We start from the raw sequence: 13,175 nt of genomic DNA on the forward strand, positions 1-13,175 counted from the left end.
GGACGCCCGCGGGGCCCGCCCGCGCCGCTTCCCGGGGCGGAGGGCCGCTCGGGCGGGGCCGCAGGAGGAGCGGCCCCGCCCGGCCTCAGCTCACCGGGCGTTGCGGCGGGCGCGCACCAGCCAGGCCCCGCTCAGGCCGAGCGCCGCGAGGGCGCCCGCACCCGCGAGGGCGGAGGCGGTGGTGACGGCCGGATCCGCGGACTCCCCGGCCCGGGGCGCGGCCGGGGGCGCGTGGCGGTGCCCGGCGGCGGGCTGGGTGACGGCGCCCTTCTGGTCGAAGCCGCCGGCCTCGCCCGCCTTGTCGTAGGCGGAGCCGGGCAGCTTGTCGCCGTAGGCCCGGTGCACGCGCTTCTGGTAGGCGGCGAGGGTGGTGCCCTGTTTGCCGACCGCCTTCTTCGCGTCGGCGTTCAGCGGCAGGACCCGCTGCCCGCCCTGGACGTACCAGGCGCCGATCTGCGGCTCGTGGAAGACCGTGCCGCCGGGCAGCTTCCGCTCGCCGAGGGCGGCGTAGCGGGTCTCGTCGTCGCCGGTGGCGATGTTGACGACCTGCCAGCTGCCGCCCTGCTTCGCGGTCCACAGCGAGGCCTTCTGGCCGTCGGAGGCGACCGCCCTGCCCGCGAGGAACTGCAACTCCCCGACGGCGGCGTCCTTCTCACCCGCCACGAACCGCGGCGAGAGGTAGTAGACGGGCACCGTCTCGGCGCCCACCTCGGGGTCGGCGGCGGCGCGGGAGAGGGCGCCGTCGCGGGCGAAGAAGCGGGCGAGGGTCTCCCGGGTCTCGGCGGAGTCGGCGGCCCGGTGCGCGGCCGAGAGGCTGGCGCCGGAGGGGGCGGCCGGCTTGTCCTGGGCGGTGGCCGCCGGGGCGCCGAGCCCGAGGACGAGCGCGGCGGCGGCCGAGGTGACGAGGGCCGCGGGCAGGCGGCGGTGGAGCGCTGCGGTCATCGTCCTCACGCCCCGATCCGGTAGAGCGAGTGGGTCCAGTCGAAGGAGTTGTTGCTGGTGTACCAGGAGTGCGAGGCCCAGTTGTAGCGGTCGCTGGAGGGCCAGGGGTCGCCCCAGTAGACCAGGCTGCTCGCGGTGTCGAAGCCGTAGATCACGTGCATGTGGCCGCCGCCGCTGGTCCAGCCGATGCGGGTCTCGACGGGCCGGTCGGCGTTGATCTCGCTCTGCACGGTCGAGTAGTTCAGCCAACCGCTCACATACGAACCGGAGTTGATGCCCGCCCAGTCGAAGGCGTTCTGCACGTCACCGAGGGTGGCCTGCGAGTTGGGGCAGCTGCTGTCGGTGGCCCGGCCGAAGGCGGCGTTGCAGAAGGTGTTCTGGCTGTAGTCGTGGCCGTAGTAGTCCGCGATGGTGTTGCCGCTCGCGGCCCAGCACCAGTTGTCCTGCTCCTGCGCCTGCATGGTGATGCCGAGCTGGTTCGAGGCGGCCGCGGCGGCCGGGGCCGTCTGGCCCGTGGGCGCGGGAGCGGCGGAGGCGGTCGTGGCCGGCACCGTGAAGAGGGCCGCGGCGGCGAGCGTGAGCGCGGCGAGCCGTCTGTGCCGGAGGGGGGTTGGGTTTCTGTGACGCATCGTGTTCCTGCCTGCCGTGGGGTGGAGGAGGTGAGGAGCACGTCCGGACGTTGCGATGAGCATCGGGTGTTGTCCAGTGCAGGTCAACACGCTTCAATACGGGATGACCCGCCGACGTGAACGCGCGGCGTACGGATGTGAACGCACCGGCCACGCCCACCAGGGAGCCCCGCCGCCCGGACCCGGCGGGAGCGGCCGGGCGCTGTGAACATTCACAGAAAGGCCAGTTGTATGCCCCACGCCGGCCATGTGGACGCCGCCACGGTGCGCCTCGAAGAGGCCCTGCGCACCGGCCCGTTCGCCCTCGCGCTGCGGGCGGCCCTGGCCGCGCGGCGGATGCCGCTCCAGCGGGTGCAGCACCATCTGGCCCGGCGCGGGGTCAAGCTCGGTGTCACCAGCCTGAGTTACTGGCAGCAGGGCGCCCGCCGCCCGCAGCGGCCGGAGTCGCTGCGGGCCGTGCGGATGCTGGAGGAGATCCTCCAGCTCCCGCAGGACTCGCTGATCCGGCTGCTCGCCCAGCCCGGCGGGCGCGCCGACCCCGAACGCCCGCCCGCCCGCTCGTACCGGGCGATCACCGGCGAGTCCGCCGCGGTGGAGAGCCTGCTCGGCGAGCTGGACGCGCCCCTGGACGGCGGGCTGCACACCCTCAGCCACCACGAGGGGGTGCGCATCGGCGCCCGCCGGGAGCTGCTTGAGCGCGACTCGCACCACATCGTGCGCGCCCACAAGGAGGGCGTGGACCGCTATGTGGTGATCCACCAGGGCGATCCGGGGTGCGCGCCGGAGCGCGTCGAGGTGCGCGCCCTGGAGAACTGCCGCCGGGGGCGGGTGCGGTGGGACGGCGACTCCGGGGTGGTCGTGGCCGAGCTGCTCTTCGACGTCCGGCTGAGCATGGGCGACACCCATGTCTTCCGGTACGGGATCGGTGACGGCACGGCGGGCGAAGCCACCGAGTACATGCGCGGCTTCAGCTTCGCGGGCGGGCAGTACGCCCTCCAGGTGCGCTTCACCGGCGAGGTGCTGCCGGTCCGCTGCCACCGCTTCGCCCGGCTGACCGCCACCGCCCCGCCGAGCGACCGCCGCGAGCTGACCCTCAGCGGCCGCCACCGCTCGGTGCACCTGGTGGAGACCGACGTCACCACGGGGATCCTGGGCATCGGCTGGGACTGGGACTGAGCGCGGGCCCGCCCCGGATCCGGCGCGGGCGCGGGCCCCGGCCCCCGGACCCGCGGCCGCGACCCCGGCACCCCTGACCTGCGCGCACCCCCGGCCGCGATACGTTCGCCGGGCGGCCCCGCCCCGCGCCCTCGGCGTGGCCGCGCCGGAGGACCAGCCGTCCGCACACCGAGAGGACCCGCCACGTGATCGCCGTCGCCGGGGAGGCCCTGATCGATCTCGTGCCCGGGGAGCCGGGTGCCCTGTCCGCGCTGACGCCCTCCCGGGGCGGCGGCCCGTACAACACCGCGGTCGCGCTCGGGCGGCTCGGCGCGGCCCCCGCCTTCCTCTCCCGGATCTCCACGGACGCCTTCGGGCAGTCCCTGATGGCGGGGCTGCGGGAGGCGGGCGTGGACGTCTCGCCGGTGCAGCGCGGGCCGGAGCCCACCACACTGGCGCTGGCCTCGGTCGGCGAGGAGGGCTCCGCCCGGTACACCTTCTACGTCGAGGGCACCGCGGACCGGCTCTTCCGCCGCCCCGAGCGGCTGCCCGAGGGCCTGCGCGCGCTCTGCTTCGGCACCTGCTCCCTCGCGCTGGAACCCGGGGCGAGCGCCTACGAGCAGGTGCTCCGCCGGGCCTCCGCGCGCGGGCTGTTCACCATGCTCGACCCGAACATCCGGCAGGGCCTGATCCCGGACCCCGGGGCCTACCGCGCCCGGTTCCGCTCCTGGCTGGCGGACACCACCCTGCTGAAGCTCTCCGAGGAGGACGCCGAGTGGCTCGGCGGCACCCCCGAGGAGTGGCTCGCGGCGGGGCCCGAGGCGGTCGTCGTGACCCGGGGCGCCGGGGGCCTCGACGTACTGGGGCGGTGGGGGCGGTGCGAGGTGCCCGCGGTGCCGGTGCGGGTGGTGGACACCATCGGCGCGGGCGACACCGTCAACGCGGCGCTGCTGCACCGGCTCTCGGCCCAGGGGGTGCTCGCGCCCGGGTCGCTCGGCGAGCTGGGCGCGGAGCGGTGGCGCGATGTCCTCGGCTACGCCGCCCGGGCCGCCGCGCTCACCTGCTCCCGCGCGGGGGCGCAGCCGCCCACGGCCCGGGAGATGGAGACGGGGGAGGAACCGGAGTACGGCCCCTCCCCCGCCGATCCGGCCTGATCCGGCCGGGATTCAGCCCGCGGTCTTCTTCGCGGCGCGCTTGCGGGGCGCCGCCGTCTTCTTCGCGGCCGTCGCCTTCGCGGCGGTCGTCTTCCCGGCGGCCGCCTTGGCGGACTTCGCCCTGGTCGCGGTCTTCCGGGCGGGCTCGGAGGAGGCGGCGTCGCTGACCCGGTCCGCGCCGAGCACCTCACGCAGGAACTTGCCGGTGTGGCTGGCGGGCACCGAGGCGACCTGCTCCGGGGTGCCCTCGGCGATCACCAGGCCGCCGCCGCTGCCGCCTTCGGGGCCCATGTCCACGACCCAGTCGGCGGTCTTGATGACATCGAGGTTGTGCTCGATCACGATGACCGTGTTGCCCTTGTCGACGAGTCCGGACAGCACGCTGATGAGCTTGCTGATGTCCTCGAAGTGCAGACCGGTGGTGGGCTCGTCGAGGACGTAGACGGTCCGCCCGGTGGAGCGCTTCTGCAGTTCGCTGGCGAGCTTGACGCGCTGCGCCTCACCGCCGGAGAGGGTCGGCGCGGACTGGCCGAGGCGGACGTAGCCGAGACCGACGTCGTTGAGGGTCCTCAGATGGCGGGCGATCGCCGGGACCGCCTCGAAGAAGGCGAGGCCCTCCTCGATGGGCATGTCCAGGACCTCGGCGATGGACTTGCCCTTGTAGTGCACCTCCAGGGTCTCCCGGTTGTAGCGCGCCCCGTGGCAGACCTCGCAGGGGACGTACACGTCCGGCAGGAAGTTCATCTCGATCTTGATGGTGCCGTCGCCGGAGCAGTTCTCGCAGCGGCCGCCCTTGACGTTGAAAGAGAAGCGCCCGGGCAGATAGCCGCGGACCTTCGCCTCGGTGGTCTCCGCGAACAGCCGCCGCACATGGTCGAAGACCCCGGTGTACGTGGCCGGGTTGGAGCGCGGGGTGCGGCCGATGGGCGACTGGTCGACGTGCACCACCTTGTCGACCAGGTCGTCGCCGTCGACGCGGGTGTGCCGGCCCGGTACGCCCCGGGCGCCGTTCAGCTCGCGCGCCAGGTGCGTGTACAGGATGTCGTTGACCAGCGTGGACTTGCCGGAGCCGGAGACGCCGGTGACCGCGGTGAGCACGCCGAGCGGGAAGGAGACGTCGATGTCGCGCAGGTTGTTCTCGCGGGCGCCGTGCACGGTCAGCTGCCGGCCGGGGTCGGCGGGGCGGCGCAGCGGCGGCAGCGCGATGGCCCGCTTGCCGGCCAGGTACTGCCCGGTCATCGACTCCTTGTTGGCGAGGAGTCCCTTCAAGGGGCCGCTGTGCACGACCTTGCCGCCGTGCTCACCGGCGCCCGGGCCGATGTCCACGACCCAGTCGGCGACCTTGATGGTGTCCTCGTCGTGCTCGACGACGATGAGGGTGTTGCCCATGTCCCGCAGCCGGACCAGGGTCTCGATGAGCCGGTGGTTGTCGCGCTGGTGCAGGCCGATGGAGGGCTCGTCGAGCACGTACAGGACGCCGACCAGGCCGGAGCCGATCTGGGTGGCGAGCCGGATGCGCTGGGCCTCGCCGCCGGAGAGGGTGCCCGCGGCGCGGTTGAGGGAGAGGTAGTCGAGGCCGACGTCGACGAGGAAGCGCAGGCGTTCGTTGACCTCCTTGAGGACCCGCTCGGCGATCTTCTTGTCGCGGGCGTTCAGCGTCATCTCGCCCAGGAAGTCCGCGCAGTCGCTGATCGACATGGCGGAGACCTCGGCGATGGACTTCCCCATCATGGTGACGGCGAGCACGATCGGCTTGAGCCGGGTGCCCTCGCAGGTCGGGCAGGGCACCTCGCGCATATAGCCCTCGAAGCGCTCGCGGCTCGCGTCGCTCTCGGCCTCGCTGTGCCGCCGCTTGACGTAGGGCAGCGCGCCCTCGAAGGCGGTGGTGTAGACCCGCTCGCGGCCGTAGCGGTTGCGGTAGCGCACCTCGATCTGGGTCTTGTGGCCGTTCAGCAGGGCCTTCTTGGCGCGCTGCGGCAGACCGGCGAAGGGGATGTCGGTACGGAAGCCGAGGGCGTCGGCGAGGGCGTCGACCAGGCGGCCGAAGTAGTCCTTGGTGTGGCCGTGCGACCAGGGGTGGATGGCGCCCTCGTCGAGCGACTTCTCCTCGTCGGGGACGAGCAGCTCCGGGTCGACCTCCATGCGGGTGCCGATGCCGGTGCAGTCCGGGCAGGCGCCGAAGGGCGAGTTGAAGGAGAAGGAGCGCGGCTCCAGCTCCTCGAAGGAGAGGTCGTCGTAGGGGCAGTAGAGGTGCTCGGAGTACATCCGCTCGCGCTCGGGGTGGTCCTCGGCGAGGTCCACGAAGTCGAGCACCACCATGCCGCCGGAGAGGCCGAGCGCGGTCTCCACCGAGTCGGTCAGGCGCCGCTTGGCACTGTCCTTGACGGTGAGGCGGTCGACGACCACCTCGATGGTGTGCTTCTCCTGCTTCTTGAGCTGCGGCGGCTCGGAGAGCTGGACGGTCTGCCCGTCGACGCGGGCGCGGCTGTACCCCTTGGTCTGCAGTTCGCCGAAGAGGTCGACGAACTCTCCCTTGCGCTCGCGCACCAGCGGCGAGAGCACCTGGAAGCGGCTGCCCTCGGGCAGTTCGAGGACCTTGTCGACGATGGCCTGCGGCGACTGCCGGGTGATGGGCCGCCCGCACTCGGGGCAGTGCGGCTTGCCGACGCGGGCGAAGAGCAGCCGGAGGTAGTCGTAGACCTCGGTGATGGTGCCGACCGTGGAGCGCGGGTTGCGGGAGGTCGACTTCTGGTCGATGGAGACCGCGGGGGACAGCCCCTCGATGAAGTCGACGTCCGGCTTGTCCATCTGCCCGAGGAACTGGCGGGCGTACGAGGACAGCGACTCCACGTACCGGCGCTGGCCCTCGGCGAAGATGGTGTCGAAGGCCAGCGAGGACTTGCCGGATCCGGAGAGCCCGGTGAAGACGATGAGCGAGTCACGGGGAAGGTCGAGCGAGACGTTCTTCAGGTTGTGCTCGCGCGCGCCACGGACGATGAGACGGTCGGCCACGCCGGTCCGCACCTTTCTTAGAGAGAGCGACAGGGGCGGGGCCCCTGCGTCCGCAAGACTATGGGGGGCCGCCTCAGCGGTGGACTGGTTGGGGAAAAACCCCGCACCCGGCCAAGGATGCCTGATACGGAGACCGAGCTTATAGCACGTGCATTCGATTTGCGGCAGGGTCCGCACTCTTTCACCCGATGGTGGGGCGGCGCTATCGTCGGCCCCATGAACGATCATGGGCGGGATCTGCTCTCCGTACGAGAGGCCACCGAGCGGCTGCTGAACGCGACCGCCAAGCTGGACAACGCGGCGCCGGCCGGGCCGTCACGGCTTCCGGGCTGGTCGCGCGGCCATGTCCTCACCCACCTCGCGCGCAATGCCGACGCGCTCGCCAACGCGCTCTCGGGGCGTCCGATGTACCCGAGCCCGGAGGCCAGGGACGCGGCGATCGCCGCGGGCGCGGATCGTGATCTGGAGACGCAGATCACCGACCTCCGCGAGAGCGCGGCCCGCTTCTGGGAACTGTGCCAGGCCCCCGCCGACTGGTCGCGGACGGTGGAACTGCGCAACGGCATCACCGACACGGCCTCCCGGATCCCCTTCCGCCGCCTCTTCGAGGTCGAGCTGCACCATGTCGACCTGGACATCGGCTACGAGCTGGAGGACCTGCCGGCCGAGTTCACCCAGCAGGAGATCGGCTTCCTCGCCGCGCGCTTCCGCCGCATCGGCGAGGTGCCCCGGGTGCTGATCCGCCAGGAGGACGGGCGCACCCTGACCACCGGCCGCGGCGAGGAGGTCGCGGCGACGGTCACCGGGCCGCAGGCGGAACTCCTCGGCTGGCTCACCGGGCGGCGCCCGGGCACCGCCCTCACCGTCTCCGGCGGCGAGCTGCCCGCCCTGCCCTCGCTGTGAGGCGCTGAGTACGCTGGGTGCCATGACCTACAGCGGTGAAGTCACGGTCGGCGGTCCCGCGGACGTGCACGAGCTCACGGACCTGATGATCTCCAAGGTCGCGGTGGGCCCGATGAACAACAACGCCTATCTGCTGCGCTGCCGGGCCACCGGCGAGCAGCTCCTGATCGACGCGGCGAACGACGCGGGGACCCTGCTCACCCTGATCGGCGAGGACGGCATCGCCGCGGTCCTCACCACGCACCGGCACGGCGACCACTGGCAGGCGCTGGCCGAGGTGGTCGAGGCCACCGGCGCCCGTACCTACGCGGGCCGCTACGACGCCGAGGGCATCCCGGTGCCCACCGAGGTGGCCCTTGAGGACGGGGACACGGTGCGGGTGGGCCGGGTCCCGCTGACCGCGCGGCACCTGGTCGGGCACACGCCGGGCTCGATCGCGCTGGTCTACGACGACCCGCACGGCCACCCGCACGTCTTCACCGGCGACTGCCTCTTCCCCGGCGGCGTCGGCAACACCCACAAGGACCCGGAGGCCTTCGCCAGCCTCCTCGGCGATGTCGAGGCGAAGATCTTCGGCCCGCTGCCCGACGAGACCTGGGTCTACCCCGGTCACGGCGACGACACCACCCTCGGCGCGGAGCGGCCGCACCTCGCGGAGTGGCGCGCGCGGGGCTGGTGACCGTCCCAGGACGACCGCCCCCGTTTCGCAACGAAGCGGGGGCGTTCGCGCGTCCAGGCCCGTCGGCGCTCGGGCGGCGTCCTGCCCGAGGCCCAGGACGGGAGCCGGGCCGCTGCCGCCCGGTCGGTCAGGGCTTCTCGCCGTCACGGTCGACGAGGGCCTGGGTCGTCTTCATCTCGCAGAAGCTGACCTCGCCCTTCTTGTGCGAGGTCCCGCTCGGCACACCGTCCACCTTCTCCTCGTAGTCCCGCGCCGCGACCGACCGGGTTCCCCGGTACTGGAAGGTGGCGGGGTCGAGGAGGTACTCCTGGCGCTCGACGGCCTTGCTGCCCAGGTCCGGGTAGAGGGCGACGGCGTCCCGGCCCAGGGGGTCCTTCACCAGGTGCGGCACCACCTCGATCCCGGGGTCCGCGGCGAGGGCCCGGAACAGCCTGGCCATCCCCCGCGGATGCACGGGATAGGCCTCGTCGAGGGTCGACAGGAGCGCGAAGGTCTCGGCCTGCTCACGCGTCAGGCCGGTGTCCTTGCCCATGGGGAACATGTCCGCCGCCCGCTTCCGGATCCCGGCGGGATCGTCCGGCAGCGAGGCGAGCAGGCGATACAGCCGCCGCTGCGAGGGCTCGGTGTCGCCGTCCGTGTCGTCCTCCCGCACGGGACTGTCGTACTGGACCCACTCCTCGCCCACCTCGGGCGCGGCGCCGGGTGCCGCGTCCGACGACCCGGAGCGGCACTGCGCGGTCTTCAGGTAGACCCACTGGCCGTCGCGCGGATGCGGTTCAGGCTGTCGCGACACCACGTCCGCCGCCTGCTCCAGGAGTGCCGTGGCGGACGTCAGGTCGGGGCCGGCGGGCCGCACGCCGCGCTCGGATCCGTCGCCACCGGCGAGCATGGCCGCCATCACCGCGATGGTGACGACCGTCGCGGCGCCCCCCGCGGCCGCCACACGCCAGTCCAGCCGCATCCCGCGGCCGGAGCCCTTCCGCGCTGCTCCCAGCAGCTTCTGGCGGCCGGGGACCAGCCGCGCCCGGTCCGGCGCTGGCGCATCGGCGCGCAACTCGTGCACCTTGGTCATGTCATCCATGGGTTACCGCCCCGTTGTGGTCGCTGACGAGGGTGGGGTCGGCGCCGAGCGCCTTCCGCATCTTGCGGCGCGCCCGGCTCAGCCGGGAGCGGACCGTGCCGACCGGCACCCCGAGGGCGTCGGCACACTCCTGGTAGGTGAAGTCCGCCCAGGCGACCAGCAGCAGCACATGCCGGTCCTTCGCGGGCAGGGCCGCGATCGCCCCGGCCAGCGCCTGCTGCGAGGCCTCGGCCGTCACCCGCTCGTCGGCCCGTTCCGACCAGGACTCGGCCACCGGGTCGACGCCGGTACGGGCCAGCGCCCGCAGCGCCCGTACCTCGGAGCGGCGGTGGCTGCCGATGAGGTTGCCCGCGATGCCGTAGAGCCACGGCCGGGCACTGGCGCGCGCGAGGTCGTAGCGGGCGCGGTTGCGGAAGGCGATGAGGAAGGTCTGCGCCGTGATGTCGTCGGCGTGGCTGTCGCCCAGTCTGCGCAGCACATACCGGTGGATCTCGGCGGCGTGTCTGTCGTAAAGCCTGGCGAATGTCTCCGGCCGCTCCAGGGATTCCTGGATGACCAGCGCGTCGTCGGTGGGTGGCTCCCCCACGAGGCCCTCGCTTCTTCGTGCAGTAGGAGTGGAGTGCGGTCCACTCCCTGTTGTCCGAAGCTGCCAGGAGGGTTCACGCGCGGGTGTCGAACCGGTCGCACAAGGACGCGGCAGTGCGCGCCCGGACAGCCCACGGGCTGGTGAGCCGGGCGCCCGGGGCGGGTTCGCGCCCCGGGCCGCGCGGCCTCAGGCCGGGGCGCTCCCCCGGGCCGCGAGCGCGGCGATCCGTTCCACCGCGAAGGCGTACCCCTGGATCCCGCAGCCCGCGATGACCGCGTCCGCGCGCAGCGAGACGTAGGAGTGGCGGCGGAACTCCTCGCGCCGGTGCACGTTGGAGAGGTGGACCTCGACCACCGGCAGCCCGTCGCAGGCGCTGAGCGCGTCGAGGAGGGCGATCGAGGTGTGGGTGTACGCGGCGGGGTTGATGACGATCCCGGCGTGGTGCAGCCGGGCCTCCTGGATCCAGTCGACGAGCAGGCCCTCGTGGTTGGACTGGCGGAAGTCGACGGTGCCGCCGTGCGCCTCGGCCGTCTTCGCGCAGAGCGCCTCGGCGTCGGCGAGGGTGTCGCTGCCGTAGATCTCGGGCTGCCGCTCGCCGAGCAGGTTGAGGTTGGGGCCGTTCAGGATCATGACGGGGGCGCTGGCAAGGGTGCGCGGCACGGGGTCCTCCGGTGGCTGCGTCGGCGTGTTCCGCAGCCGGTCTATCACGGGGCGGGGCGGGCCCTCGCGGGAGTGCGCCGCTGACCGGCCGCCCGCGCTCAGGGGGTGAGGGCGAACTGCAGATAGGCGGCGAGTATCACCAGGTGCACGCCGCCCTGCAGGGGGGTGGCCCGGCCGGGGACGACGGTGAGGGTGCCGACGGAGACGGTGAGCAGGAGCAGCACCATGTGCGTGGAGTTGAGGCCGAGGACGAGCGGGTCGGAGAGCCAGAAGGAGGCCACCGCCACCGCCGGGATGGTCAGCCCGATGCTGGCCATGGCGGATCCGTAGCCGAGGTTGAGGCTGATCTGCACCCGGTCGCGGCGGGCGGCCCGTACGGCGGCGATGGTCTCCGGCAGCAGCACGAGCAGGGCGATGACCACGCCCACCACGGCCTGCGGCAGATCGGCCGCCCTGATCCCGGACTCGATGGCCGGGGAGACGCCCTTGGCGAGGCCGACGACGCCGATCAGCGCGAGCCCGAGCAGGGCCAGGCTGAGCAGGGCGGTGCGGCGGCCGGGGCCCTCGGCGTACTCCTTCTCCGGATCGACGACCTCGCCGTGCCGGGTGAGCGGCAGGAAGTAGTTGCGGTGCCGCACGGTCTGGGTGGCGACGAAGAGCCCGTACAGGACGAGGGAGGCGAGCGCGGCGAAGATCAGCTGGACCGTGCTGAACTCCGCTCCCGACCTGCTGGTGGTGAACTTCGGCAGCACCAGGCTGAGGGTGGCCAGGGTGGCGACGGTGGCGAGGGCGGCGCCGGTGCCCTCGGGGTTGAAGACGGCGACCCGGTGGCGGAGCGAGGCCGCCAGGAGGCTGATGCCGACGATGCCGTTGCAGGTGATCATGACTGCGGCGAAGACGGTGTCCCGGGCCAGGGTGGCGCCCTTGGGCCCGCCGTCGGCCATGAGGGTGACGATGAGGGCGACCTCGATGATCGTCACGGCGACGGCGAGGACGAGGGAGCCGAAGGGTTCGCCGACCCGGTGCGCGACGACCTCGGCGTGGTGCACGGCCGCGAGGACGGACACGGCGAGGACCACGGAGGCCAGGCCCACGAGGAGCGGGGCGAGCGAACGCCCCCAGGTGAAGATCAGCAGCACCACGGCGAGTACGGGGACAGCCGTGGTCCACTGGGCGGCCAGAGTGCGGGGTCCCCACGTCATGCGGCTGATACTGGCAGTCCTTTCCGGCAGGTGCATGCGCGGTCGCCGCCCCTCGTGCGGGGGCGGCGACCGTGGTCGTCATGCGTCGGTTCACAGGTTCACAGGGGCAGGGCGGGTCAGGCGTCGATGTGCTTGCTCTCGCTCTCCCGCGCGGCGGCCTCGGCCTTGCGGGAGGCCCGCAGGCTGGTGATCGTCGTGATCACGAGGACACCGCAGATGACGCCGAGGGAGACCGGGATGGAGATCTCCGGTACGTGCACCCCGGTCTCGTGCAGGGCGTGCAGCACCAGCTTGACGCCGATGAACCCGAGGATCACCGACAGCCCGTAGCTGAGGTGGACCAGCTTCCTGAGCAGCCCGCCGATGAGGAAGTACAGCTGGCGCAGGCCCATCAGCGCGAAGGCGTTGGCGGTGAAGACGATGTACGGGTCCTGGGTGAGGCCGAAGATCGCCGGGATCGAGTCCAGTGCGAAGAGCACATCGGTGGTGCCGATGGCGAGGATGACGACGAGCATCGGCGTCATGACGCGCTTGCCGTTCTCGCGCACCCACAGCTTGGTGCCGTGGTAGCGGTCGGCCACGCCGAAGCGGCGCTCGACGGCCTTGAGGAGCCGGTTCTCCTCGAACTCCTCGTCCTCCTGGTCCTGGCGCGCCTCCTGGATGAGCTTCCAGGCCGTCCAGATGAGGAAGGCGCCGAAGAGGAAGAAGATCCAGGAGAAGCTGGCGATGATCGCGGCACCGGCGGCGATGAAGACCGCGCGCAGCACCAGGGCTATCAGTACGCCGATGAGCAGGACCCGCTGCTGGTACTGGGTGGGCACCGAGAACTTCGCCATGATCAGCACGAAGACGAAGAGGTTGTCCACGCTGAGCGATTTCTCGGTGATGAAGCCCGCGAAGAACTCGCCCGCGGGCTGGCCGCCCGCGAAGGCGAGCAGGCCGAAGCCGAACAGGGCGGCGAGCGCGATCCAGACCACGGTCCAGATCCCGGCCTCCTTGAGGGAGACCTCGTGCGGCTTGCGGCCGATGAAGAAGTCGATCGCGATGAGGGCACTCAGCCCCAGGATCGTGCAGACCCACAGGGTCGTCGAAACATCCACTGCGCCTCCGGCAGTACGTAACGGCAAGGTCAGCGTCGTCGCTGCCGGAGGTCTCTTCCACCCGGGGCACTG

General features: G+C 72.4%; 12 protein-coding genes. 4 read left to right on the forward strand and 8 right to left on the reverse strand.

Features of this window, described 5'->3' with window-relative positions; genetic code table 11:
• Positions 1-90 precede the first annotated feature (90 nt).
• Together HFV08_RS08445 and HFV08_RS08450 are read right to left on the reverse strand one after the other, a co-directional pair.
• On the reverse strand, positions 91-942 hold the full coding sequence (locus tag HFV08_RS08445) for a hypothetical protein (RefSeq protein WP_168537454.1): 852 nt from the start codon (positions 940-942) through the stop codon (positions 91-93).
• A gap of 5 nt (positions 943-947) precedes the next feature.
• Positions 948-1,571 carry a papain-like cysteine protease family protein gene (locus HFV08_RS08450; RefSeq protein WP_168537456.1) on the reverse strand — a complete coding sequence of 208 codons (624 nt, stop codon included), beginning with the start codon at positions 1,569-1,571 and terminating at the stop codon, positions 948-950.
• A 231-nt stretch (positions 1,572-1,802) separates the two neighbouring features.
• On the opposite strand from HFV08_RS08450, the gene HFV08_RS08455 reads away from it, so the two are divergent.
• A complete protein-coding gene (locus HFV08_RS08455) occupies positions 1,803-2,747 on the forward strand; it encodes a hypothetical protein (RefSeq protein ID WP_168537458.1) in 945 nt (314 codons plus the stop codon).
• Between the two features lie 185 nt (positions 2,748-2,932).
• A complete protein-coding gene (locus HFV08_RS08460) occupies positions 2,933-3,880 on the forward strand; it encodes a carbohydrate kinase family protein (RefSeq protein WP_168537460.1) in 948 nt (315 codons plus the stop codon).
• Between the two features lie 12 nt (positions 3,881-3,892).
• Here the strand turns inward: HFV08_RS08460 and uvrA are convergent, their stop codons facing one another.
• Positions 3,893-6,892: an excinuclease ABC subunit UvrA gene (uvrA, locus tag HFV08_RS08465; protein WP_168537462.1), complete on the reverse strand. Its 3,000-nt coding sequence runs from the start codon at positions 6,890-6,892 to the stop codon at positions 3,893-3,895.
• Positions 6,893-7,108: 216 nt separating this feature from the next.
• On the opposite strand from uvrA, the gene HFV08_RS08470 reads away from it, so the two are divergent.
• Together HFV08_RS08470 and HFV08_RS08475 are read left to right on the forward strand one after the other, a co-directional pair.
• On the forward strand, positions 7,109-7,795 hold the full coding sequence (locus HFV08_RS08470) for a maleylpyruvate isomerase family mycothiol-dependent enzyme (RefSeq protein ID WP_168537464.1): 687 nt from the start codon (positions 7,109-7,111) through the stop codon (positions 7,793-7,795).
• Positions 7,796-7,817: 22 nt separating this feature from the next.
• Positions 7,818-8,474 carry an MBL fold metallo-hydrolase gene (locus HFV08_RS08475; RefSeq protein WP_168537466.1) on the forward strand — a complete coding sequence of 219 codons (657 nt, stop codon included), beginning with the start codon at positions 7,818-7,820 and terminating at the stop codon, positions 8,472-8,474.
• A gap of 127 nt (positions 8,475-8,601) precedes the next feature.
• On the opposite strand, the gene HFV08_RS08480 is transcribed toward HFV08_RS08475, so the two are convergent.
• From HFV08_RS08480 to HFV08_RS08500, 5 genes are all read right to left on the reverse strand, one after another.
• Positions 8,602-9,546: a CU044_5270 family protein gene (locus HFV08_RS08480; RefSeq protein ID WP_246341606.1), complete on the reverse strand. Its 945-nt coding sequence runs from the start codon at positions 9,544-9,546 to the stop codon at positions 8,602-8,604.
• Between the two features lies 1 nt (position 9,547).
• Complete coding sequence (locus HFV08_RS08485; protein WP_168537470.1) at positions 9,548-10,141, reverse strand: RNA polymerase sigma factor; 594 nt, start codon at positions 10,139-10,141, stop codon at positions 9,548-9,550.
• A 186-nt stretch (positions 10,142-10,327) separates the two neighbouring features.
• Positions 10,328-10,801 carry a type II 3-dehydroquinate dehydratase gene (aroQ, locus tag HFV08_RS08490; RefSeq protein ID WP_168537472.1) on the reverse strand — a complete coding sequence of 158 codons (474 nt, stop codon included), beginning with the start codon at positions 10,799-10,801 and terminating at the stop codon, positions 10,328-10,330.
• 98 nt (positions 10,802-10,899) lie between these two features.
• Complete coding sequence (locus HFV08_RS08495; RefSeq protein ID WP_168537474.1) at positions 10,900-12,003, reverse strand: calcium:cation antiporter; 1,104 nt, start codon at positions 12,001-12,003, stop codon at positions 10,900-10,902.
• 116 nt (positions 12,004-12,119) lie between these two features.
• Complete coding sequence (locus HFV08_RS08500; protein WP_168537476.1) at positions 12,120-13,103, reverse strand: TerC family protein; 984 nt, start codon at positions 13,101-13,103, stop codon at positions 12,120-12,122.
• Between the last annotated feature and the right edge of the window lie 72 nt (positions 13,104-13,175).

The organism is Streptomyces physcomitrii (assembly GCF_012273655.1).
GTDB lineage: Bacteria > Actinomycetota > Actinomycetes > Streptomycetales > Streptomycetaceae > Streptomyces > Streptomyces physcomitrii.

Bases quoted from the DNA above. Each gene is read 5' to 3' on its own strand.
- HFV08_RS08475 (WP_168537466.1), top strand. From the start codon at position 7,818: ATGACCTACAGCGGTGAAGTCACGGTCGGCGGTCCCGCGGACGTGCAC.
- HFV08_RS08450 (WP_168537456.1), bottom strand. From the start codon at position 1,571: ATGCGTCACAGAAACCCAACCCCCCTCCGGCACAGACGGCTCGCCGCG.
- HFV08_RS08445 (WP_168537454.1), bottom strand. From the start codon at position 942: ATGACCGCAGCGCTCCACCGCCGCCTGCCCGCGGCCCTCGTCACCTCG.
- HFV08_RS08495 (WP_168537474.1), bottom strand. From the start codon at position 12,003: ATGACGTGGGGACCCCGCACTCTGGCCGCCCAGTGGACCACGGCTGTC.
- HFV08_RS08455 (WP_168537458.1), top strand. From the start codon at position 1,803: ATGCCCCACGCCGGCCATGTGGACGCCGCCACGGTGCGCCTCGAAGAG.
- HFV08_RS08480 (WP_246341606.1), bottom strand. From the start codon at position 9,546: ATGACCAAGGTGCACGAGTTGCGCGCCGATGCGCCAGCGCCGGACCGG.
- HFV08_RS08470 (WP_168537464.1), top strand. From the start codon at position 7,109: ATGAACGATCATGGGCGGGATCTGCTCTCCGTACGAGAGGCCACCGAG.